Origin of the sequence: Corynebacterium silvaticum (genome assembly GCF_004382825.2) — a bacterium.
GTDB classification, from domain to species: Bacteria; Actinomycetota; Actinomycetes; order Mycobacteriales; family Mycobacteriaceae; genus Corynebacterium; species Corynebacterium silvaticum.
Map to the genome: position 1 here is coordinate 78,502 of NZ_SDQO02000004.1, position 24,245 is coordinate 102,746.

At 53.8% G+C, this 24,245-nt stretch carries 16 protein-coding genes and 3 pseudogenes; 7 read left to right on the forward strand and 12 right to left on the reverse strand.

From position 1 onward, the window contains the following. Complete coding sequence (locus tag ET810_RS10215) at positions 1-3,096, reverse strand: DEAD/DEAH box helicase (protein ID WP_087453779.1); 3,096 nt, start codon at positions 3,094-3,096, stop codon at positions 1-3. Positions 3,097-3,174: 78 nt separating this feature from the next. Here ET810_RS10215 and putP point away from each other — a divergent pair, with 78 nt between their 5' ends. Genes putP through ET810_RS10230 form a run of 3 tightly spaced genes read left to right on the forward strand, consistent with a single transcriptional unit; the run spans position 3,175 to position 5,866 of the window. Beyond that, positions 3,175-4,734 carry a sodium/proline symporter PutP gene (gene putP / locus ET810_RS10220; RefSeq protein ID WP_087453778.1) on the forward strand — a complete coding sequence of 520 codons (1,560 nt, stop codon included), beginning with the start codon at positions 3,175-3,177 and terminating at the stop codon, positions 4,732-4,734. A 34-nt stretch (positions 4,735-4,768) separates the two neighbouring features. Continuing rightward, positions 4,769-5,356: an HNH endonuclease family protein gene (locus ET810_RS10225; RefSeq protein WP_087453777.1), complete on the forward strand. Its 588-nt coding sequence runs from the start codon at positions 4,769-4,771 to the stop codon at positions 5,354-5,356. A gap of 39 nt (positions 5,357-5,395) precedes the next feature. Then, positions 5,396-5,866: a DUF2269 domain-containing protein gene (locus ET810_RS10230; protein WP_087453776.1), complete on the forward strand. Its 471-nt coding sequence runs from the start codon at positions 5,396-5,398 to the stop codon at positions 5,864-5,866. Between the two features lie 59 nt (positions 5,867-5,925). On the opposite strand, the gene ET810_RS10235 is transcribed toward ET810_RS10230, so the two are convergent. From ET810_RS10235 to ET810_RS10270, 8 genes and pseudogenes are all read right to left on the reverse strand, one after another. After that, the gene (locus tag ET810_RS10235; protein ID WP_134316005.1) at positions 5,926-6,351 is read right to left on the reverse strand and encodes a VOC family protein; all 426 of its coding nucleotides are present in this window, start codon (positions 6,349-6,351) and stop codon (positions 5,926-5,928) included. Positions 6,352-6,533: 182 nt separating this feature from the next. Beyond that, positions 6,534-6,800, reverse strand: a complete 267-nt coding sequence (locus tag ET810_RS12840; RefSeq protein ID WP_225870119.1) for a hypothetical protein — start codon at positions 6,798-6,800, stop codon at positions 6,534-6,536. Positions 6,801-6,887: 87 nt separating this feature from the next. After that, positions 6,888-8,894, reverse strand: coding sequence for a DEAD/DEAH box helicase (locus tag ET810_RS10245; RefSeq protein ID WP_087453774.1), 2,007 nt, complete (start codon positions 8,892-8,894; stop codon positions 6,888-6,890). Between the two features lie 201 nt (positions 8,895-9,095). Then, the gene (gene galK / locus ET810_RS10250; RefSeq protein WP_087453773.1) at positions 9,096-10,316 is read right to left on the reverse strand and encodes a galactokinase; all 1,221 of its coding nucleotides are present in this window, start codon (positions 10,314-10,316) and stop codon (positions 9,096-9,098) included. Next, entirely contained in the window at positions 10,317-11,432 is a 1,116-nt protein-coding gene (gene galT / locus ET810_RS10255; protein WP_087453772.1) for a galactose-1-phosphate uridylyltransferase, read from the reverse strand. It abuts the gene before it with no gap. After that, the gene (locus ET810_RS10260; RefSeq protein WP_087453771.1) at positions 11,432-11,740 is read right to left on the reverse strand and encodes an LPXTG cell wall anchor domain-containing protein; all 309 of its coding nucleotides are present in this window, start codon (positions 11,738-11,740) and stop codon (positions 11,432-11,434) included. Before ET810_RS10260 ends, galT begins: the two co-directional genes overlap by 1 nt. A gap of 32 nt (positions 11,741-11,772) precedes the next feature. Beyond that, a pseudogene (locus ET810_RS10265) lies at positions 11,773-13,430 on the reverse strand (sodium:solute symporter family protein). Positions 13,431-13,469: 39 nt separating this feature from the next. After that, positions 13,470-14,362: pseudogene (locus ET810_RS10270) on the reverse strand (aldose epimerase family protein). Between the two features lie 343 nt (positions 14,363-14,705). Between ET810_RS10270 and ET810_RS12845 the strand changes: the two are divergent. Beyond that, the gene (locus ET810_RS12845) at positions 14,706-15,251 is read left to right on the forward strand and encodes a hypothetical protein (RefSeq protein ID WP_087453770.1); all 546 of its coding nucleotides are present in this window, start codon (positions 14,706-14,708) and stop codon (positions 15,249-15,251) included. Between the two features lie 51 nt (positions 15,252-15,302). Here ET810_RS12845 and ET810_RS10280 read toward each other — a convergent pair whose 3' ends face one another. Genes ET810_RS10280 through ET810_RS10290 form a run of 3 tightly spaced genes read right to left on the reverse strand, consistent with a single transcriptional unit; the run spans position 15,303 to position 18,535 of the window. Next, positions 15,303-16,091 carry a hypothetical protein gene (locus ET810_RS10280; protein WP_013911234.1) on the reverse strand — a complete coding sequence of 263 codons (789 nt, stop codon included), beginning with the start codon at positions 16,089-16,091 and terminating at the stop codon, positions 15,303-15,305. Positions 16,092-16,124: 33 nt separating this feature from the next. After that, entirely contained in the window at positions 16,125-16,919 is a 795-nt protein-coding gene (locus ET810_RS10285) for a (2Fe-2S)-binding protein (RefSeq protein WP_087453769.1), read from the reverse strand. After that, positions 16,916-18,535: a carboxylesterase/lipase family protein gene (locus ET810_RS10290; protein ID WP_087453768.1), complete on the reverse strand. Its 1,620-nt coding sequence runs from the start codon at positions 18,533-18,535 to the stop codon at positions 16,916-16,918. Before ET810_RS10290 ends, ET810_RS10285 begins: the two co-directional genes overlap by 4 nt. On the opposite strand from ET810_RS10290, the pseudogene ET810_RS10295 reads away from it, so the two are divergent. The 3 genes and pseudogenes from ET810_RS10295 (at position 18,534) to ET810_RS10305 (ending at position 24,088) form a co-directional block, all read left to right on the forward strand. Then, positions 18,534-19,348 (forward strand): annotated as a pseudogene (locus tag ET810_RS10295) (shikimate 5-dehydrogenase). The gene ET810_RS10290 and the pseudogene ET810_RS10295 overlap by 2 nt on opposite strands. 194 nt (positions 19,349-19,542) lie before the next feature. Beyond that, entirely contained in the window at positions 19,543-20,370 is an 828-nt protein-coding gene (locus tag ET810_RS10300) for a hypothetical protein (RefSeq protein ID WP_134316006.1), read from the forward strand. Between the two features lie 22 nt (positions 20,371-20,392). Then, complete coding sequence (locus tag ET810_RS10305; protein WP_087453766.1) at positions 20,393-24,088, forward strand: ABC transporter ATP-binding protein; 3,696 nt, start codon at positions 20,393-20,395, stop codon at positions 24,086-24,088. The last annotated feature ends 157 nt before the right edge of the window (positions 24,089-24,245 follow it).

Consider the following 24,245-nt stretch of genomic DNA (forward strand, 5'->3'; position numbering starts at 1 on the left):
TTATGTGTCCCTTCCTCTATAGCTCATGAGCATGGCGAGTTCTTCAGGAGAAAGCTCTGTCAGCCAGCCTTCTCCCTCACCGACAACGGCGGAGGCCAGCTCAGTTTTTCCGTCGAGAATATCCTGAATCGATTCTTCCAACGTGCCTGCGGTAATCATTTTATAAACGGTGACGTCTTTGCGCTGCCCGATCCTAAAGGCACGGTCGGTTGCCTGATTTTCTACTGCAGGATTCCACCAACGGTCCATGTGGACAACTATGGACGCAGCCGTAAGGTTCAAACCGGTTCCTCCTGCTTTAAGAGACAAAATCATAGCGGGAGGCCCCTCCGGACTCTGGAAAGTCTCCACCATGCGGTCACGCCCAACCTTGCTTACACCACCGTGTAGGAAAGGGATCTGTGTGCCAAAGTAACCCGAAAGATAAGGGGCAAGAATCTCTCCAAAAACCCGATACTGCGTGAATATGAGGAGCTTCTGTTCCGATTCCACAGCGTCTGCAACCAGACGCATAAGTTCTTCCACTTTCCCTGACCGATGCTTACCTTTTACAGTGACGTCGGAACCATCGGCCAAAAAATGCGCCGGATGGTTACAGATCTGCTTAATTTTGGTCAAAGCAGACAGCACTAAACCGCGTTTAGAGATTCCTTCTGCCTGGTCAATCTGTTTCTGTATGTCTTCCACATAAGCCCGGTACAAGGCAGCTTGCTCGGGTTTCATGTCCACAGTCAGGATAATTTCGGTCTTCTCTGGCAAATCATCGACGATACTAGGATCTGTTTTCAATCTCCGCAGGACAAAGGGAGCGGTCAAGGCACGAAGCCGCTCCGTCATGGCCTCATCCTGTTCACGCTCAATGGCCCTGGCAAAGTGGTTTCGGAAAAAGGACGCAGAGCCTAGGACACCCGGATTACAAAAATCAAGAATTGATCGCATCTCAGAAAGACGATTCTCCACCGGGGTTCCGGTTAATGCGATTCTGTGTTTTGACGGCATCGCTCGTACAGCTTTGGAAACTTTAGTCGCCGAGTTTTTAATCTGCTGTGCCTCGTCTAGGGCTACGCGCTCCCACTGTATTTGGGAGAGAAGCTGATGATCCCGTGCGATCGTTCCGTAACTGGTCACCACGATGTCGCTTGCCTGCACTTTTTCTAGGAAAGCCGCGTCGCGCAAGCGGGACGAGCCGTGATGGACAAGAACCCGCAGACTAGGAACGAACTTGTGAGCTTCCCGAGCCCAGTTCCCTACTACCGATGTGGGAGCTACGACGAGTGTAGGACCACGCTGTACTTCTGACTGTTCTGATCGCTCCGCTGCCTCCAGGGACAGCAACTGTAGTGTTTTGCCCAACCCCATGTCGTCGGCAAGCACAGCGCCAAGGCCGTTATTAGACATCCACGCTAGCCAATCGACGCCCCTGCGTTGGTATTCGCGCAAGGTCGCATGCACGGTGTCTGGTAGCTCAATACGCTGAGGCGCTGGGATGTCTTGAGAAACAAGTCCGCCAACCAGAGCTGTATGCCACGTTGATCCCTGAAATTCGACGGGTTCTTTTTCCGCAGCTTTTATAGCGATTTCGCGTAGCTCAGCGAGAGTCACCTGCCCGAAATCGGCGAATTCGTTGTTAAAGCGTTCAGCAAGGGTTTCAGCATGAGCCTCCAATTGCTGCCACCCAGGTTGATCATTCGCTTTAGCTAGCTGAGCCACCATCATTGCGTGATCCAACTCTGCGCGTTTGCGTTTCCGAGACTGCGCAGCCAGCTCAGACGTGTACTCGCTGATTCGTTTCACTGCTGCGGTGTCTGCCATGACCCATTCACCGCGAAGACGAATAAGCCCGGATTTAGAACGCACCAGCTCATTCATTTCTTCATCGCTGAGCTCAACGCTTCCCACAGAAATGCGCCAGTTATAGTCAACGATTTTATCTAAGCCGATCTTGGCCTGCGTCGATGATTCTGCCGGATCTCCGATGTCGATATGAGCTTTTGTCTCCTGCTGGCTCCATGCCCTGGGCAACATAACGGCAAAGCCCCGAGACTTCAGCGTAGTAACAGCGGAACCGATGAACTCGACTAGCTCATCCGTAGAGAGGTAACAATCCCAGTCCCCTGCGTTGTCTGCCCGTTGCAGCGCATACCGTTGAAGGGAGTTTGTGTGTTCCCTCGCCGGATCTAGTAGAGGCGTAACCACAATCGCTTCCCGCAAAAGCGCCTGGAGCCTTTCCACCGTAGTCCGATCGAACTTACTGACCGCGATGGGTTGCGGAGAATCTACGCCAGACCGCACCTGGACACGCACTGGCCAGAGGATGTCTATGGGATCCATGACAGAGTCGTCTTCTTTAGGCGGCTCCTCAACGAGGAAAACGATCTGTAGATTTACAGAGGCAATAGAGTCTTTCCAGGAATTAAGCGCAGAAACCAACTGGGCAGTCCCTTTACGCAGCGCCGTGCTGTGGAGCAAAGCGCTGGAGAAATTGTGCCACTCTGTGGGTCGCGGCTCAGCAGCTAGTCCTTGCAGCAGCGAATGCGCAATCCAATGAGGAAGGTCATCCGCAATGTCCTCGGCAACGGCAGTCCCGCCGTTTGCCACTAGTACGCCGGGCGCCGCAGCCGTCATCTGTGCTATCCACCCGCGTTCCGAAAGCCCGGAAGAAAGCTGCCACATGGGCCACCACTGATGGTCGGCAAAACTCATCTTGATGGTGACGCGCCCAGCTCTGACAAACTGCGTCAGTCCTTCATACATACGGACCAACCACAAAAGGTCGGGCGCAATACTTGAGCGCTGATCCACAGTAGCCGTCATGGGGGTAACTGCAGCGATGGTGGCTAAAACGCTCACCGCTTGTTCGGGAGTAAACGCCACAGTAGGAAGAGGCAGAGTAACCTCTCGGCCCTTAGGAGTGAGCAAGGTAGTACGCACTCTATGGTTAAAGCGTTTTCCTGCAAGAATCCCCATAATTTGCGGGGGAAATGTCCCCTCCGGCACGGAGTCAGCCGTCACAATTTTGTGGCCCTCCACCTGTTCTATCCACAAATGCAGACCAGAGGCCTTGAGCCAAAGTCCATGGAGCAGGTGGGTAGTCATCTACTTAGTCTTACCAGCTTGTGAAGATATTCCGTAACGGTCAGGTAGTGTTTGAGAGAATAATTTTTGGAGGTTGTGGTGTCTGAACATACGTGGTTCATCGTTGCCATCATGATATATATGGGCGCGATGCTCGCGATTGGCTATTGGAGCTATAGAAAGACTGACCAGTACGACGACTTTGTGTTAGCCGGACGCGATCTGAACCCCTTTGTAGCTGCTCTATCAGCCGGCGCTTCAGATATGTCTGGATGGCTGCTCATGGGTTTGCCAGGAGCTTTGTTTGTTACAGGTATGTCTGAGCTATGGATCGCGGTGGGGCTACTCATCGGTTCTTGGGCTAACTGGAGATGGGTTGCACCACGGCTACGGGCGTATTCCGAGGTAGCTAACAATTCCATCACGTTGCCTTCGTTCTTTGAGAACCGTCTGATGGATCAATCCCGCGTCCTACGCATTGTCAGTTCCATCGTCATCATCGTATTTTTTACCTTCTACGTATCCTCGGGAATGGTATCGGGTGGCCGTTACTTCGAGTCCACCTTTGGAAGCGCCTATATCGACGGCATGATGATCGTTGCTTGCATCACGGTTGTTTATACTTTCGTCGGTGGTTTCCTTGCGGTCTCTTATACAGACGCGGTTCAAGGAACCATCATGTTTGTCTCGCTGGTCATCGTCCCGGTTATGGCGCTTATTTACCTAGACGACCCCTCCTCAATCTGGTCATGGGCATCCCATAATGATTACGGTCCGCATACAGACGGCATCGGCAACCCCCACTACTTTTCCATGATCTCTGGCGTGTCAGCGGCCGCCTTAATCGGCAACCTGGCCTGGGGCTTGGGATACTTCGGGCAGCCGCACATCATCGTCCGTTTTATGGCGCTGCGAGCCCCGTCCGATGCACGGCGCGCCCGCTGGATCGGCGTGGGCTGGATGGTGCTCTCCATCGCCGGAGCCACGTTCACGGCGATAATCGGCACAGCGTTCTTTGGTCAGAACAAGAACTTCTCCATCGTGGATCAGAAGTCCTACGAGACAATCTTCCTCGACATGGGTCGCGTGCTCTTCCACCCTCTCATCGGCGGTCTCATCCTCACAGCCGTCCTCGCTGCCATCATGTCCACAATTGCTTCGCAGCTTTTGGTTACGTCCACATCTTTGATCGAAGACCTCTTCAAGGCGTTCAAGAAAACCCTTCCTAGTGAGTCAGTGATGATCAATCTGTCTCGCACTGCAGTGGTTGGGGTTGCCATCGTTGCCGGAGTCCTCGCTATTAATCCTTCCGACTCCATCCTCGGCCTCGTAGGCTTTGCGTGGGCAGGCTTTGGCTCGGCCTTTGGCCCCCTCGTCTTGTGCATGCTTTATTGGCGACGCCTCAACGTTCCAGGCGCAATCGCCGGTATGGTGACAGGCGCTGTCGTGTGCTTCGCATGGGGAATGTCGTCGCTAGGAGATGTCCTCTACGAAATCGTCCCCGGCTTCTTTGGCGGAGGAATCGTCATGATTGTGGTATCCCTTGCAACACCTCCACCACAGGCCAAGGTGCTGTCCACGTTTGATAAGGCCAGAGACCTCACAACCCATACTGAAGAAAGCCCCACCCCGGCAGCTTCCCACGCCACATCTGCGTAGGAACCGAACGAGCGCCGCGTTCCGTCTAAAGGGAATGCGGCGCCTTCTTTTCTTTCTCCTAGTGACAGCCACATTATTGCTGATCGCTTTTACGATTCCTCATTCGCGGAAATTCGCGGACCTCCCCACCGTCAAGCAAAGAACGACGGTCCTAGGTTACAAGCGAGAGTATTTCGGAGCGTCATGGGGACCCGCGCCTCATTCACGATGCAATACGAAAGTCGCGGTTTTGGCTGCCACGCTTAACGACGTCCACCTCACGGCTTCCTGCTCATTAAGCTCGGGGTGGATTCTCGATCCTTATTCTGGAAGAAAAATCTCTGTCGACGGCACCGCAGAGCCTATCGAGCTCGATCACGTTTTCCCACTATCCGCAGCATGGGACATGGGAGCCCATGCGTGGAGTGCAGAGCAGCGCCTTGCGTTTGCCAATGATCCGCTGAATCTTGTGGTTGCTTCTAAAGAACAGAACCAGCAGAAATCAGACAAATTACCCTCAGAATGGCTTCCTGCTCAACGAGCTCATCGGTGCTGGTATGCACGTCGATTAGCGGAGGTTGCGCAGAAATACCAGTTGCCGCTTAGCCGGTCGGATGTCTCGGTCATGCGCAGACAATGTTAGTGTGGTATTTCTCACCCAATTTTTTGCGAAAGGCTTCCTGTGGGAACTCTGCTTATTATTCTCCACGTACTCACGGCTATTCTCTTCCTCGGCCCCGTTACTGTCGCGGTTTCTTCTTTCCAGTCTCGCGCTGTAGAAGCTCACAATGGAAACGCTACCGCTCAAGGCTCTGCGTTGACGCTCTATAAGATCACGCAAACCTACGGCATGCTCTCACTGTTGGTTCCGCTGATCGGTTTCGCCGTGATGTTCACCAATGATAGTTACTGGTCCGATGGCCGTTTCCATGCATCGATTGCTCTAGCAGTCGTCGCGTGGGCCGTCTTGATCTTCCTCATCATGCCCCGTCAAAAGAAACTCGCTGGCGCACTTGGTCTGCTTGAGGCCGACGAGCTTGAGGCCGGAAATTTTGAGGTCGCAGACTGGAATAAGGCTAAAAGCCAGCTCTCCATGTTCGGCGGAATCTTCTCCCTACTCTGGGTTATTATCGCCGTCTTGATGGTTCTTTAAGCGCAAAGCGCAAGAAAGTGGGTCTCACATCAGCTGATGTGAGACCCACTTTCTTATTTTTATCCTTCGATATTGAACATCCACAACGTGCCAAAGCGATCGCGCAGCTGTCCAAAGGATGCGCCCCACGGAGCAGTTTCTAGCGGCATATGAATCTCAGCGCCCTGTGAGAGAGCCTCCCATTGGCCCTCAATCTCCGCGCGAGCATCAGCACCTCCGGTAAGTGCGACGACGGTATCGTCGCCGGCGATGAGCTCACGCTCTGGGAGAACGTCTGCGCCGAAAAGCACTTTCCTGCCGGCGTCGCGAAGCTCACCGTGAATGATCCATTCGCTGGACCATTCGCTGCCTCCTGCCTGATCTGCAAAACCCGATTCCCCGTAGGTCATCAGTGTCAGGTCAAGGCCAAAAACATCTCGGTAAAACTCGAGAGCTTCTTTCGCTTGTCCGCGGAAATGTCGGTATGGTGTCACGTCAGCAATCATACGCCTTATGGCGTTGAGAGGGGCATGGTTAGTGGGAAGCCGTTAGCGCCCACCCATCCCCCTTCCTAGCAAAGGTCGCGTGAGGAGAAGGTTCGGCTTTTCGATTGCACAAATCGATGGCGTCGCGGTGATACTTTTTGGACTCGTATGCGCCCTTGCCGTCGAGCAACACGAGGTAATTGTCACCGGGTTCGGGGCCGTCTTTCGGGGTATCTAGAGAGGAAAAGACCGAGTCTTTTCTCCGCGGCCTCCCGAGTATCGCCAGGGCAAACAGCAGCAAGATACTGCCACTCGTCACCAAAGGTGTCATGCACATCGATGGTCACAGGCGATTCTTGGTTTTTCAGCGCTTGTTCCAGCAAATCATTTTTCACAAGCCACACCATAAAAACGCCAAGGGTGACCAAAGCAGCCACGACAAAAAGCACGGCTAGGAAGTTTCTGTTCATAGCGGAAGCTCCGATATGTAAGGCAATAGGAGGGTACGGAACCACATTCCGTACCCTCCTATTTGTACTAGACCTTAGGTGTCTATCCTAGCCGCGGTAGCGATCACGACGCTCACCGCGATCGCCACGACGATCATCACGGCGGTCGTCCCTGCGATCGCGACGGTCGTCCCTGCGATCTCCGCCGCGACGGTCGTCGCCACGGTAGTCATCGCGACGGCCTGGACGTCCGTTATCCTTCTCGATGTTAATCAACTGGCCCGAGATACGGGTGTCGCGCAGATTATCAAAGACGGATTGTGGAAGTCCCTTAGGAAGCTCCACCAACGTGTGATCCACAGCAATGGTGATACGACCGAAGTCCTTGTTGCTGAGTCCACCTTCGTTTGCCAGTGCGCCAACAATAGCGCCTGGACGAACGTGCTGACGCTTGCCCACCGCAAGGCGGTACACAGCCATATCACCGGAACGCTCGAAGCGAGAGCCACGGTCACCACGGTCACCGCGGTCACGACGCTCACCGCGATCCCGGCGGTCGCCACGACGATCATCACGCTCAAAGCGGTCACGACGCTCACGACGCTTCTCTGGTGGCGGTTCCTTCATCAAGAACTCGCTACCAGCACGGGCCTGGGTAGCCAAGGCAGCAGCAATGTCTTCAAGCGGAGTGTCATGCTCTTCTGCGTAGGCCTTGATCAGGTTCCGGAAAATCGCAACCTGGGAATCTTCCAGCGATTCCGTGATAGAGTCCGCAAACTTTGCCTTACGGGACTCGTTGACCTCATCAACCGTAGGAAGATCCATCTCGATGAGCTCTGCGTTAGTAGCACGCTCGATGGAGCGCAGCATACGGCGCTCACGTGGAGTAACAAAGAGAATCGCCTCACCGCTACGTCCGGCACGGCCGGTACGTCCAATGCGGTGGACATAAGACTCGGTGTCGTTAGGAATGTCGTAGTTGAACACGTGAGTAATGCGCTCAACGTCTAGACCACGAGCTGCCACGTCTGTAGCCACAAGAATATCTAGGCGACCATCTTTGAGCTGGTCCACAGTACGCTCACGCTGTGCCTGTGCGATGTCACCATTGATAGCAGCAGCCGAGAAACCACGAGCGCGCAACTTCTCTGCGACCTCTTCGGTTTCATGCTTCGTGCGCACGAACATGATCATCGCTTCAAACTCTGTAACCTCAAGGATACGAGTCAAAGCATCGAGCTTGTTACGGTGAGCAACATTCAGGAATCGCTGCGTGATGTTGGTGTTGGTCCGGGTCTCGGACTTCACCTGAATCTCACGAGGATCCTTCATGTACTGCTTGCTCAAACGGCGGATGCCATTAGGCATCGTTGCAGAGAACAGCGCAACCTGCTTGTCAGCTGGGGTGTCCTCAAGAATGCGCTCAATATCTTCCTGGAAGCCCATGCTGAGCATCTCATCTGCCTCGTCAAGGACGAGATAGTTCAGGTTGGAAATATCGAGTGAACCCTTTTCTAGGTGGTCGATAACACGACCCGGGGTACCCACGATGATCTGCGCGCCACGACGGAGGCCCGACAGCTGAATACCATATGCTTGTCCACCATAAATCGGTAGGACATGAATGTCACCGAGGTGGTCTGCAAAAGACTGGAAAGAGTCAGCAACCTGAAGTGCAAGCTCACGAGTAGGAGCAAGAACCAGCGCCTGTGGGTGGCGCTTCTTCACGTTGATACGGGAAAGGATCGGGAGGGCAAACGCAGCGGTCTTACCTGTACCCGTCTGTGCCAGACCCATCACATCATGGCCCTCCATGAGGACTGGGATGGTCTGCGCTTGAATAGGCGACGGCGTTTCAAAGCCAACCTTGGCGACTGCCTTAAGGATTGCGTCTGGGAGGCCCAAAGCCTCGAAGCTATCGTTACTGTCACTGTCCGCTTCTTGTGCGGAGCCGGTGTCCTCAGAAGTGTTCGCAACCCTGGAGTCGTCTACATCGGCAATAACATCATCAAGTGCGATGTTGCCTTCGTCTACCTGCGAATTGTCCTGAGATTCCGACAAAATCTTCTCATCCGGCTCGTTAGCGCCGCCGGTGGCGTCATCGGTAATGCTCATTGCTCAGTTAAACTTACGCTACGCAGCACGATTTTCCTAGTCACACACTCAAAGGTGATAACTATAGCCGATTCCGCCAGATGCGACCACTGTCACTTAAGTTCTTAATTAGATAAATACCTCCCACAATCTTTGTATTTTTTAAAAGTTTTCCTAGCTTAAGAAAGTCCTAGCTAGCCTCGGGTGCCACTTTTCCCTGCCTTATAGCAGCCTCCTAGCACCTTCCCCTGACCGCGCGATAAGGAAAGTAGGAGAGGGAAAACCCTGCTGACAAGCAGCTTTTGCTATTCGTTCCGCAGCCTCAGTGACGCTATCCGAATCCACAAGGGTAATGACACTGCCGCCGAATCCCCCACCAGTCATACGTGATCCGTAACACCCAGCTGCCTGAAACGCAGATTCCAGCTCCGCAGTGACTACCTCATACTGGTCTCGGAGGGATTCATGAGACTCCTGCATCAAGCGACGGAAGGTGTCCATATCGTCTCTTTCAAGAGCAGCAGCCTGCTGTGCCCTCAGAGTTTCCTCCACGACATGATTGACACGCCGATATGCTTCCTCGCCATGTACACCGTTGTCCTCTGCCCACTGACGTGCCCGAGTAGGAGCTTCATCAATATCTCGCAGTGTCTCACCGTCACCGCCCAACGCGGCAGTTACGGCGTCGATAAGGCCGCGTCTCGACGCATACTGCCCATCGTTAAGCGTGTGCGGTGCGTTAGTATCTGCAATCAAAAGGGCTAGCCCCTTGGATGCCAAATCAAAGGGCACTAGTGTAGTTTTTCCTGAACGGAAATCAATCACGAGCGCCTTACCCTGTTGACCAAACAAACTAGAGCGCTGATCCAGGCCCCCAGTCGATGCCCCAACGACATCGTTCTCGGCCCTCACGCAGGCGTCGACAAGCTGCGACAACTCCTCATGGCTAGGAGGCCTGCCGTTAGCGAGTTCAAACGCACCTACTGCCGTGGAGCATTCCAAAGCTGCTGAGGAGGAAAGCCCTGAGCCCAAGGGGACGTCAGAAACGATAGCGATGTCATATCCCTGAGTTTTTTCGATAACACCAGACTCGGTGCCAGCCCATATGGCGCCCACAACGTAGCCGGCCCAGTTGTTAGGGCTGAGTGGGCCTACCGAGTCAACGTTGATATTTTTGGTTAATGCTTCTCCGTTTGGTGCCAAAGACACCAGGTTAAACATTCCGCTGGTATTCGGAGACATCGCAACAGCGGTAAGCTGTTCCAGCGCGAAGGGGATGGAAATACCTCCCGCGTAATCCACATGGTCGCCAATCACGTTGACGCGCCCTGGCGCTCCCCATACTCCCGCGGGATCATAGTGGTAATGCTCCCGAAACAGTTGCGTTGCATCCTGAGCGATATGTTCCGGGTTCCGAGTGCGGACCCAACGTAGCTCTGACATTTAATCCCAAACCTCTCTGAATCTTTCGGCGATCCGTTCTGGTGTGGTGTCGTTAATCCACACGCCTTGACTCGACTCGCTACCAGCTAAAAATTTCATGCGGTGTGGGGACCGCATCAAAGAGAATATTTGTAGATGCAAGCGGACAAGGCTGCGTTGCTCAGGATCTACCGGCGCTTGATTCCAACCAGCAATATATGGGGTTTTTTCTACGCCATCGAAAAACCTGTCAATAGACATGTACAGCCGCTTGAGCAGCACAGCTAGATCGTCGCGTTCTGTACTCGTCAGCTCCGTAAAATCAGCTATGTGTCGGTTAGGCCACACCATAACCTCCACAGGCCATCGAGCTGCTGCGGGGACAAAGGCCGTGAAATACTCCGTTTCCGCGATAATCCGAGTCCGTACTGCTTTTTCAGCGGAAAGAATTTCTGAAAAAAGCTCTTTGCCGGGATTTTTTCTGGCAAAATCACGTGCTTGTTCTGTTATTGCTGCAATACGCGGGCTCAAAAATGGATATGAGTAAATTTGCCCATGGGGATGCTGCAGCGTCACTCCTATCTCTTCTCCCCTATTTTCAAAGGGGAAAACCTGCTTGACTGTAGGCAAGGCAGATAAAGCCGCTGTTCGATGTGCCCACACATCTATGACCGTTCGGATCCTATTAACCGGCAAATCTTTGAATGATGTGTCTGCGTTCTCGGTAAAACAAACAACCTCGCAACGCGCAAGCGCTGGCTTTCGCGGGAAAAGATCAATCCCGTCCACGGAATGCTCCCAGTCCTCCCCCACGTCGATATTCATATAGAAAGAAGGAAACCTATTCTCAAAGACAACGACATCGTATGTAGGGGAAGGAATTTCTGTGGGATTTTCTCCCGGCAACGAGGGTGCCAGCGGATTCTCATGAGCCGGAGGCATGAAAGTGCGATTCATCCGATGGGCTGCATATGCCACCCATTTTCCGGTCAAAGGATCTCGACGTATCTCAGACAATGGCTGTGCCACGGGGAGGTCACGGGGATCGTGCAGAACCCGTTCACCGACGCGTACCTCGTGGTCATCGTAGTAAATGATGTCGCGGCCGTCGGCAAGCTTGGACTCGATGATATTCATTAATGACCACAGGGAAGAACCGACTCATCTATTTTTGTTTCATCGATAACAATCGGACGCAGCTTCGCCCATAGGAAGAAAATAGCGCCGACCAGAAGCATGGCGAGACCCGACCATAGGTTGTCTTGGGAACTCTTTGCTACGCCAGTATCCGGGTTAACGCCCGGGTCAAGAGCAAAGCTACATATAACGAGGATAAGTCCATAAAGACCGATAAGAGCACCAATAACGTTACGGATATCAAAAGCTCCGGCGAGGTGTTGACTCGTTGCCTTCGGCGTACGCGGAGTCGAAGTATTCTGTGACATTGAATTCTCCTTAAGTTATTTTGTTCGCAGCACTACGCGAAGACGACGTTGAGGGCAACAACAAGGACTAAGCACACCATTCCCAAAGGAACGGTACGGCGATACCATGGTTGGTTTTGTTCCGAATCATCCTGGAAGTGGTCCTTTGGAGTGACCGATTTTACAAATCCCACGAGCTCAGCGTCCGGTTTAGGCTGGGTGAAGGATGTGACGATAACGGATACGAGTATGTCCATCACAAAGGCGATGCCTGCTGCAACAAAGGCTGTTCCTTGGCCTGGGAGATTGAAAAGCGTGGCGGTGGAATCAGTAAACGTAGCCAGATACCAATAGATGATGGCAGATGCCGTTCCCACCACTAATCCCGACCAACCAGCGTGAGGCGTCATGCGTTTCCAGAACATTCCCAAGATGAAGGTGGCAAACAATGGGGCATTAAAGAAGCCGAAGAGAGTTTGCAGGTAGTCCATGATGTTGCCAAAGTTCTGTGCAAGAAGCGCAGTAAACACAGCAATCAATGTTGCTGCCACCGTGGCAAGCCGACCGAATTTGAGGTAGTAATCGTCTTCTTTATCTTTAATCACATAGGTCTGCCATATGTCATACGAGATGACAGTATTAAATGCAGAAATATTTGCTGCCATTCCCGCCATAAATGAGGCCAACAAACCTGCGATTGCAACGCCAAGGAGGCCGTTGGGCAAGAGATCGCGCATCAGGTACAAGATGGCGTCGTTAGGCTTTCCCGCAGGAGCATCTCCCATCAGTTCGGCGACTGTCACGGAAGCAACCATTCCGGGCAAGACCACCAAGAACGGAATAAACATCTTGGGGAAGGCTCCGATAATCGGAGTCTTACGAGACGCAGAAAGGGATTCTGATGCCATCGCGCGTTGCACTTCTACGAAGTTGGTTGTCCAATAGCCAAAGGAAAGAACAAAACCAAGACCAAATGTAATACCTAAAACTGAAATAATCGGATTCTGGAATCCCGAGATTTCTACACCAGGCCATGTATGGAAATGCGTTTCCGCAGTAATCAGCCTCTTAAGGCCCTGCCAGCCACCAACGCGATTCATCCCGATGATCGTGATCGGAAGAAGCATAGCCAATATAACAAAGAACTGAAGAACCTCGTTATAAATTGCCGCAGATAGGCCTCCCAGAGTGATATAGGACAGCACAATCACAGCTGCAAGCACAAGCGCCACCCATAGCGGCCAGCCCAATAATGCATTGACGACCTTAGCCAGTAAGAAGAGGTTTACGCCAGCGATCAGCAGCTGGGCAAGAGCAAACGACACGCATTGACAAGGTGCGCAGCATCGCCAAAACGACGCCTCATAAACTCAGGGACAGAACGAACTTTTGAGCCGTAGTAGAACGGCATCATCACAATGCCTAGGAACACCATCGCGGGAACAGCACCGATCCAGAAGTAGTGCATGGTCTGGAAACCGTACTGGACACCATTGGCAGACATACCAATAATCTCAACCGCTCCCAGGTTGGCAGAGACAAAGGCAAGGCCTGTCACCCATGCGGGAAGCCCCCGGCCAGAAAGGAAGAAGTCGATGGAAGAGGAAACTCGGGCCTTTGCGGCCCAACCAATGCCTAGGACGAAGACGAAGTACATCGCTACGAGGGAGTAGTCGACCCAACTTGCGTTTAGTCTCAATGCGGATTCCATAATGGGCATCCTTTGTTCGTAGTAAATGAGGGAAGAATTTTATAAAGCTGAGATTCGCACCGAGCACTCAAAAGGCTCATGCACATCGATGGAGGTAATACCTGTATTCAAAGCATTAGGCGGAACGGTCATTGGCTCAATGGCTATTGCGCGATCTCGTCCGGGATATGGCATGCCCCAGGCCAAATCGGGAGTAAACACTTGAAACCAGCGCACATTATCGCTGCACTCCATGGCCACACCACGTCCATCAACCACCATAGTTGCGCGAACCGGACCGCTGGATGCGTAATAGCAGTTATCCTATCCAGAAGGTGGCCGGCAATGGGCAACCCGGTGTCTAGAGGAAGTGATAGCGATGTACGTTCTCCGACAGGAAGATTGCGTTCTCCAAGCGGAAGTTCTTGGTCCACGCCTAGGGTGAGTACTGCACGATCTACTTCCTCTCCTAACGGAGAAAGATACGTTTGCCATCCCCACCCAAATGGACCAGTTCCGAGCGCTCTAAAATGCGCATGTAATCCATCGTCTTTTAACAGATACTTTGCTTCTATCTCCACGGCCCAAGGCCATCCTTGGTCTATTCCAAGCGAAATTTTTAGTACTGCGCTGTCGTGCGAATGTTTCGTTACAGCCCATAACCGATTATGAACAAGCCCATGTATGGCGTTATTGCGAGCTGGCTCAGTGATCTCTAATTGGTATCGCTGCTCCGAATAAACGAAAGCCCCGTCAGCTGTTCTGTTTGGCCACGGCGCCAAGACGACTCCGGAAGATAGCGGAGGGTTATCACTGTCAGGATAGGTCTCAGTAAGGGGCTTATCGTCAAAAGACAAAGACTTAATCCCACCACCAAAGGTGTTTATCTCTGCTTTATAACGACCCTGTGAGATAGCAAGGACCTCGCAGCGGCCAGAACTGTCTCCTGACATGAGGATCCCCCCCTTTCGCTAAGCGACTGTTCTATCTCCAGAGTTACCGCCGGTGCAATCACCCGTCAATCACTTTTTTAGTTTTCCCCCGAATAGGTTTTCCCGTGTGGACCGTATGTCTTTTCCTTCATTCGTTTAAGCCTTGAGCCTTTATCAAGCCTCTGTATTTGTGTTATCTAACACCCTTGAGCGTCCCAAAAGACGCTGTTATTGCTCGATTACTTACCGGCCGCCGCGATTCCCAATACAGAAGACAGCGCACAATAGCGCCTCCTCCCCCCACAAGGAAAATAAAAACGAACACCCTATTCAAAATTAGAACAAGTGTGCTATTTTGTGAGTTATGATGTTCCCGCAGCTTAATAATGTTGTCCACATGAAACTCCCCCGCCTTCGTATGATTCCAGCACCGATCTCAGCGCCTCGCTACTCCGCAGAACAACGAGCAGGTCATATAAGACGCTCCCACCCCGAAACGCTAGCCGCCATCCACAGCACTATTCGACATCCGCGGTCTTTAGCCCGATCATTGCCTTCCTGGAGGCCACCTTCAATCAATGTCGTCAGTACCCTGGGAGAAAATGAGCTTAATGTGACAGTCACACGCCACCGCGTAGGACCACGAGCACGCAACCTTCTACAGAGCTACGGCGTACAAAAGTCCCCTGCATACTTGGTTCAAATACGCATTACCAACCCGCAAGGTTTTCTTGTCCCGACCGAGGTTGCCGAGGGGTGGATTCGAGCCATTATCCCACCCGAGTGCATTGCGTGTGCTCATGAACTCACCGACAAAACAGCTCCCACTTTCTTATGGATCGTTGACGGTGACTTTCAGCCGCTACCTTCTCCCGCCTCCATATTTCAAGACGAGTTGAAAGCAGCGTAGATAGTTATTCCCCTTTGCCACTATGTGCTCAGAAAGGAAACGCGATCCTGATTAGTCGTCGGCAGCATCGGAGTCGTCGAGATCAAATTCTTCATCGTCTTCTTCCGTAAAAATGTCATACACATCTACGCTGTCTGCTTCTTCGTCATCGAGTGGCACCAATTGTTCTTCCCAATCATCGGCTTGATCAGCAGCCAGGCTAAGAACGTCGAAAAGCTTGTCAAAGTCGGTGAACGTGCCCAACTCGAGTATTTCGCTAGCTTCTTCAGTTAGTTCAGCAGCAACGTCGAAAAAGAGACGCTCGTGGTCTTCCTCAGACAAAGCATCTTCGCCATTCGGGCTCCACAGTTCTTCGATGGCTTGATCCACGAGCTCATCAAAGCTTTCACCAAAAGCAACGAACGTCACCATGGCTGTCGGCTCACCGTCAACGACTTCAACGACCACCTGAAGCTCAGAATTTGCAGCAACTTCCGCATGAACCATATGGGGGTTTTGGGGATTTTGGAAGAAGTCAAGATCCTCAATACGCTCATCTGTTGCATCGAGCAGATCACGCAAAACAGTGACGATCTGGTCAGTAGCAACATGCTCAGCCACAGTCTTTACGGCATCTTTCACGGAAAAGACAACCGAGACAAGAGCCGCCTCAAAGTTCTCATCGTCCTCATCAACATCCGCTGCAGCAATATATACATTGGCTGCTGGCATTAGCGGATCAATCTCAACGAACTGAATCTCCAGATCAGAGGTAATCGGTACGAACATGACGTCGTCATGTACTCGAGACTCCAAACCCTCTTTGTCTAGGGCCGCAGCAATATCCTCGAAAAAGCTCATGTATTGGTCCACCTTTCTGAACTTGCTCCAAGCCTAGCTAAAGAATTCGGCTGCAGCGACTAGAGCAGCTTCTCGCTCCTTTTTGTCGTGGTGCGGACACGAGGTGCACATGCCGGCGATGGGCGAATGAAAGATCATGCAGCAGGAACTTCTGTGGGCTACCAGATAATCTGGCTCTTCCTCTCCTAGCGAGCAGATCTGGCTATCCACGATGTGCTCTATTCGCGCAGCGGGAACAGCAACTCCTGCTCCCTCACTGAGTCCCGTGACTAATTCTGTGGCTATCTTCACCGCACGACGTGTTTCCAGTTCATCGTTTCCCGCGGCCATGGCCGGCTGTACCAGGCCGTCCGCAATCACCGCCCACAACGGCGCCGGGCGTAGATCGGCTTGCTTGCACAGCGTATCGACGAGCGGACCTAACGCCTTTCCTAGCGCCGCACTCGCTGCACGGTAGCTTTCCGTACATGACTGCGGGCGCCACCCGTACCAATACCCCGGCGCGAACTCCGGATCATCACGGCGAAAAAGAATGCCACTATCTGGTTCCAAGTTCACTGCCATGCCTGTAGACACCATCATCATCACTGAAGGCGCCACTATGTCCCCCATCAACGTATAGAGCCATAGCTGCCCACAATGCTTGGGTGTTGTAAGCGTAAAAATGTCTTTCGCTGCAGTTAAGGCATCACACACAGTGGACGGCGAACATAATTCAGAAAACGTGATCTGGTGGTGCGTCGGGGTCACGGCAGGAATGAGTCTAGGGTGTTCGGCGCAGATTCGGTCGAGTGCCCCCTCCACCTTCCTACTCATCGATGGCGTCACAACGTTCCTTCTTCTAGCTCCAACGGGTCAAACCGCGTAGGACCGGTGTCTAAGCCCAACGCTTGCAAGAGATCAGGTCGGCCAGTCCCCCACTCGGTCATATCGTATCCGGACCATGCTTGCCGATAGTTCTGTTCCGGGTCATAGACCAACCGATTTTCTCGGTCAAAAACCATCGTCGCGCGCCCTGGTAAGTAATCTCCAGCAAGACGATATTGCGGCCAGGTGGCTCCGGGATCGCCTTGGTGCATAAAGTTTCCCCACATCGTTTGCATGTGTTCCCGCAGCGCGTCCATTTCTGCGCGCGGAGTAAATACAGTGAGCCCTGACATTCTTGAAGCACTGGTATCTCCAAAAATAGATGTGAGCTCGCTCGAGTGCATGGCCCCCAAACCGAGCCAGCGTAAAAGCGCCGGAGCGAAATCAAAACGATACATCCACGTAGCGGCCACCTGTTGATGTGTCTCTGCCACCCGCAGGCTGGGCGCCCAGAAGACGCCGTCGGCAAGCAAACGCGCAAAATCGCTTCGACGTGCCCCGTAATCGTATGCAGCAAGTACTGCGTCAGCACCCTGAGGATCGAAGACGCGTAGGAAGCGATCAGCTGCCCGCGCGCGTGCTGTTGACCGCAGATAAAAGCCTTTAGCAAAAGAGGTTTCGTCCACATTCGTTCCGACAATCAAAGGAACTTTATGTTGTTGTCCAGAAGCAAAAACGTCCAGGGGGTGCGCAAACAACGTGGTTCCGTCGACGGTGGGCGCGTAACAGGAATTGAGATAAAAAAGCTCGCGAGTTCGCCACATCATGGATTGCCCGGCGCGCACGATGTCGGCGACTGGGCGCTGTCGCAGGCTAGCGAGGGTCTTTTCCCCTCCTAGTCGCGAAGCTAGTTCGTTCGCCCATAGGACGGACTGGGCGCGTGAATGTATGGCGGCGATAGGAGGGGATTGTGCGATTACTCGGTGAAAGAGTCCTGCTGCCGACGGCACGCACATGAGGGTCAGCGCTGCTGCCCCGCCTGCTGATTCTCCCATCAAGGTGATGTTGTTGGGGTCGCCGCCAAAACGTTCGATGTTGTGGCGGATCCATTTCAGGGCCAGGAGTTGGTCGAGTATCGCAGGGTTGGCAACGCAGTCATCTCCTAGCGACCGCATATCGAGGTATCCCAAAGCTCCTAAGCGGAAATTGATGGATACGTAGACGACGTTCATGGATTGAACAAGAACGTGTCCTCTTAAAAGTTGCTCGTGAGAGGAACCTACGATGAACGATCCGCCGTGCAGGTATACGACTACGGGAAGCACCTGTGGTGTGTCGGGACGAACTATATCGAGGTTGAGGCAATCCTCGTCGCCCCGGATTTTATCCGAGGGTCCATATGTTGCTTGCGGGGCGACGTTGCCATAAGCCACGCATTCGCGTTCCCCTGTCCACGAGTCCATTGGCCGAGGTGCACGGAATCTTTCGGCTTTCCCGTAGGGCACGCCACGCCACGTAAGCACGCCTGTTCCTTCTTCCACACCGATGGTTGTTGTTCCCATAATCGTTCCGGAGGAAACATCGACTCGGAGACGCTGGGCGCTGGCTGCACTCATGTGTTCTACAGTAGGGGACATGGTTAATCACGTCGACCGCGATACAAAACTGTGTATTTCCCTCGCTGCCCGTCCGTCTCATCACGGTGTGCGATTCCACAACTGGCTCTATGAGCGATTGGGGCTGAACTTTGTGTACAAGGCGATAGCCCCTTTGGATATTACTGCTGCCGTGGCTGGTATCCGAGGTCTTGATATTCGTGGGGCTGGTGTTTCTATGCCTTATAAGCAAGATGTCATTCCGCTCATTGATTCCCTCCACCCGTCCGCTGAGCGCATCAATGCGGTTAATACCATTGTCAACGACAACGGAGTGCTTACCGGCTATAACACCGACTATGTGGCGGTCGCGTCCTTGCTGCGTTCGCATGACGTCTCTCCTACTTTGTCTGTGGCTGTCCGAGGCTCTGGCGGTATGGCTAATGCTGTTGTTGCCGCTCTTGCCGACCACGGATTGGTGGGCACTGTAGTCGCGCGTAACTCCGTCACCGGCGAGGCCCTCGCGCAGCAATACGGGTGGAGCTATGCAGAAAGCGTTCCGTACGATAGCGAGATGCTGGTGAATGTGACGCCGCTGGGGATGACAGGCGACGACCACGATGTGCAAGCTTTCACTGATGAGGAGATCAGTGCTGCCTCCCTTATTTTGATGTCGTTGCTTATCCCGTGGAGACCCCTCTGGTGCTCGCTGCACAGCGACTAGGAAAGCGGGTTATCAACGGCAGCGAAGTAGTCGCGCTTCAGGCTGCCGAACAGTTCGCTCTATACACAGGAATCCAGCCGAGTTTGGCAGATGTTGAAGAGGCCGAACGATACGCGCAATCGCCCGCGTGAGTCGGCTTGCACGCGTCATAATTTTTCGGCTTGCATGCAGCTCTTGCACGCAAGATCCCGCAAGCAGATAACGATTGCTGTTCCAATTGTGGCTATATCGTGATCTAGTTTTTGGAACATCTCGCCACACGAGCCGTTAAAAACAATGGATACTTAATCCATATTTCGCCCATATACCGTAAGGATTGGAATCAATGAGAATTGTGAACAAAGCCATTACCTCTGTCACCGACAAGGTGCTGTTTAGAGGTAAAGATAGCGACCAGCCGATCACTGATACTTATGGCTCCGATCCCCAAGCCTTGGCCAACGAAACTGGCCCAGCAGGACGCGTCCTTATCAAGGCCCTCGACAAAGCGGTGCATTTACAGTCCTCAGCTATTACGGGCTATGTGGATTGGTTGCGTTCTCGTAATCCTGAGGCCAGCCCTCAAGAGATTCAGCGTCTCATGGACAAGCACTTCATGAGGCTTGCGACTGGCACCGGCGCCGGGGCTGGAATCGCAGCCGCTGTTCCGGGTATTGGTTTTATCACCGGAGCGGTGGCAGTAAGCGCGGAATCGCTTGTCTTCCTCGACGCGGCCGCCTTCTACACTGTGGCGTCCGCGTACTTGCGCGGCGGCGATATCCGCGACCCTGAACGTCGAAAAGCTCTTATCCTCGTAGCGATCCTGGGTTCCGCGGGCTCTGCCCTTGCCGACGCCTCCATCAATGCCGGTAACTCCGTCGCCGCGATCTCACGCTTATCGGTTCGCAACCTGGGAGAAGTGAACAACCAGCTTCTGCGAATGGCCCTTAACCAGGTGTCCAAGCGGCTCAGGACAGCATGGATCGGAAAGATCATGCCCATGGGTGTGGGAGCGGTACTTGGTACCGTGGCCAATCGCAAACTTGCTTCCAAAGTGGTAAATAACACCAATGAGTCTCTGGGGCCACTCCCCGCGGCTTTTAGTTCCCCTGCTCCGAACAAAGATTCCGTTCCAGAACCCACAGAGATTGCAGCTGCGGCGTTGAAGGACTAACGCACAAAGGACCCACGCTACTATGACGCCCAACGTTGGCCGCACTCTCCTAGCCACGTTGTGGCGTCAACCCGTCGTTGTGATCGCGGCGATCCTTTCGACGGTGTTTACTACGCTTTTCGACGCCACCATCCCCCTCCTAGCCGGCTCCGCAGTCGATGCAGCTACGGGCTCCGCAAAGCACTCAGTATCCGCGGTCGTGTGGGCTCTGATCGCTGTGGCGTTATCTCGGTACGTGTTCCAGTTCGGCCGTCGTTATTTTGCGGGTGTTCTATCCAACTCTTTCCAGCACGGCCTCCGCATTGATGTTCTGCGATCGCTTCAGCTTCTCGACGGCCCCCGCCAAGACCAACTCATCACCGGACAAGTAGTTTCTCGATCCATTTCGGATCTCAACCTCGTGCAAGCCATGGTGGCCATGTTTCCGATTCTCCTTGGCCACTTCCTCAAGATCGCTATTACATTAATCATCCTGGCGTGGATTAACCCGTGGCTGATGCTTATCGCTGTGGTGTCCATTCCGCCACTGGTCTGGTTATCGCTTCGCTCCCGCTCCACGCTTTTTGCCGCGACATGGTCGGCGCAACAATCGGTGGCAAACTTGGCCACGCACATAGAAGAAACCATCACGGGTGTTCGCGTAGTCAAAGCCTTTGCACAAGAAGACCGCGAAGTCGCCACCTTAGATGCGCTGAGTAGGAGGGTTTATTCCGAGCAAATGCGCTCTGCCCGCTTAACTGCTCGCTTTAAACCTTTCGTCCAACAACTCCCCAACATTGCGCTAGTGCTGGGCATTGGTCTCGGCGGTTTCCTCGCGTTGCGCGGCCACATTACTATCGGGTCTTTTCTTGCGTTCAGCGCTTATCTGACTTCTATGACCGCAGTCGTGTCCATGCTTGCAGGGATGGTGATCCAGGTCCAGCTTGGACTGAGCTCTTTTGACAGAGTGATGGACGTTATTAATTTAAAGCCGGAAGCCCCAGAACCGGATCACCCCGTTGCCATCCCCGAGGGCCCCTTAGGGATAGAGTGCGACTCCGTCAGCTTTGACGGAATACTCAAAGACTTTTCCTTATCTGTGTCCGCTGGCGAAACAGTGTCTCTGGTTGGTCCGCCGGGGTCCGGCAAAACAATGCTTGTCCAGCTGCTCACGGGCTTTTATAGGCCCGCCGCCGGATCCCTGCGAGTAGGAGGGGTGGATTATTCCGACATCTCCCGCCCAGACCTCCGCGCCGCCATAGGCTGCGTTTTTGATGAACCTTTCCTCTATTCTGCGACTATCCGCGACAACATCGACATGGGGCGAGGGCTAAGCGATGCAGACATAATCCAGGCGATTCGGTGGGCCCAGGCGGAAGATTTTATTTCCGCGCTGCCCCAAGGCATTGATCAGATCGTCGGCGAGCGCGGCCTGACGCTATCAGGCGGTCAACGCCAACGCATCGCGATAGCCCGCGCCTTGGTCACGCGCCCGCGCGTGCTCATTCTCGACGACGCAACCTCTGCCATCGACGCTTCTACAGAGCGTGCGATCTTCCGTGCCATCCACTCAGAGCTGCCAGGCACCACCATCCTTACAGTGGCGCATCGCCATTCCACTCTGGTCTTTTCTGATCGCATCGCACTCGTGGAGGACGGCCGAGTGACGCGAGTAGGAGATGGGGAGGAAATGCGCGGGGATGCACAGTTCGCCCATTTGATGGACCTCTCCTCTCCTACGGACAAAAGCAACGAGGAGGGAGTCAGTGTTCCCTTTGATTCTGGTGCTGAGCCCGACTGGGATGCGCTGTGGCCCACACCAGTGGCGGAGACGGATGAGCGTTTGACGATGAGCTCCTCGGCCATTCGTGCCGCTGCTTCTTCGGCGGGGGCTAAACCGGGAGGCCGAGGAGGCCGCTCTGCTGCGGCAGCTATGCCGGCGACCCCGGAGCTGCTTGCGCGCGTTGATGCGTTGCCGCGGGCGTCGGAAAGCCCTGGCCCACCTCCTACGGACGAGCTGAGTCGGGTGTCCGCGCATCAGCTTTTCGGGTCGGTGCGGCTGCTTATTCTTCTTGTTGTTGGCCTTTATATTGTTGGGGTTGCCGCTGGTCTTGCTATTCCCACGCTGGTGCGCCGGGCTATCGACGATGGCGTGACCATGGGTAATGCGAGCGTGCTCTGGGAAGTCATCGCCATCGGCCTCACGGTCGTCGTTATTGCATGGTGTGCAGACATAGCCACCACGATTCTTACCGCGCGTACGGGAGAACGTCTTCTGTATCACCTCAGGGTCCGCTCCTACGCGCACCTGCAAAAACTGGGGATGGATTATTACGAGACCACGATGTCGGGAACCATCATGACGAGGATGACCACCGACATCGACGCGCTCAACTCCTTCCTACAGACTAGTTTGGCGCAGACCGTGGTCTCGCTGACCACGCTGATAGGGATCCTCGTGCTACTGGGGTTCACCAACGTCACACTCTTTCTTATCGCGTTAGTAGGAGTGCCGGTGGTTGCCGTCGCCACGTTCTTCTTCCGGCGCATCTCGTCACAGCTCTACACCAAAGCGCGCGAGGAAATCAGCAGTGTCAACGCCATGTTCCAGGAATCCATGAACGGCCTCAAAGCTTCCCAGATGGCAGGCATGGAGGAGTACACCATTGCGCGCTTCGCCCGTCGTGCAGCAGCGTATCGACGCACTCGCATCCAGTCGCAAACTGCCGTCGCCGTCTATTTTCCTGGTATCAATGCGGTCAGCGAGCTCTTACAGGCAGCCGTGCTTGCGGTAGGTACACAGCTTGTTATTAGTGGACAGATCAAGGCCGGAGTACTTGTTGCCTTCCTGCTCTACCTCGACAGGCTTTATACTCCCATCCAGCACTTGTCGCAGGTCTTTGATTCTTATCAGCAGGCCCAAGTTGGTTTTTGTCGCATCTCCTCTCTCCTAGCGACACAACCATCCGTGTCGCTAGGAGGGGATCAGCGCGTCGAGGCGGCAGGGCCGATTGAATTCTCCGATGTCTCTTTCTCCTACTCGCCAGATGCTGAAGTCATACGTAATTTTCATGCTCGATTTGAGTCAGGAAGCACGGTGGCTGTGGTCGGCCCGACTGGCGCGGGAAAATCCACGGCCATCAAATTAGTGGAACGGTTTTACGACCCCACCCGGGGATCTGTCTCTTCCTCGGGGACGGATCTGCGGGAACTTCCGCTTATCCGATGGCGGCAGCGCGTGGGTTTTGTCCCCCAAGAGGCGCATCTCTTTGCAGGAACAGTGGCCGATAACATCGCGTATGGACGTCCCGACGCATCGCAACAAGAAATCACCGACGCGGCGCGGCGGGTCGGAGCGCTCACCGCAATTGCTGCCATCACGGGAGGTTTCCACGCGCGCGTAGGAGAACGGGGGCGTGGATTATCCTCCGGGCAGCGTCAGCTCATTGCGCTTGCCCGCGCAGAGATGATCGAGCCTGATGTCTTGCTTCTCGACGAAGCAACCGCAACGTTAGATCCGGCAACGGAGGCGACGATCCTGAAAGCGTCGGAACGCCTTACCCGCAACCGAACGTCCATCATCATCGCGCATCGCCTTGCCACAGCGGCGAAGGCCGACCGGATACTAGTTGTTGACAAGGGCACAATTGTGGAGGAAGGAACCCACGACCAGCTCCGCACTTTTGGGGGTATTTACTCCAGAATGTGGGCGCATGGAGAAGGAGGATTACGCAGTTAGACGCCTTTATGCGGTGATGTTTCCAGCTGTTTCCTCCCAAGAACGAAAAACTTTCCTGTGGATTTCGTCGTTGAGGGGAGAAACTGGTTAGCCTATATAAAAGCTATTACAGTGTGAATAGACGTAAGTAATCTCACAAAGAAATGAGGCGAGCACC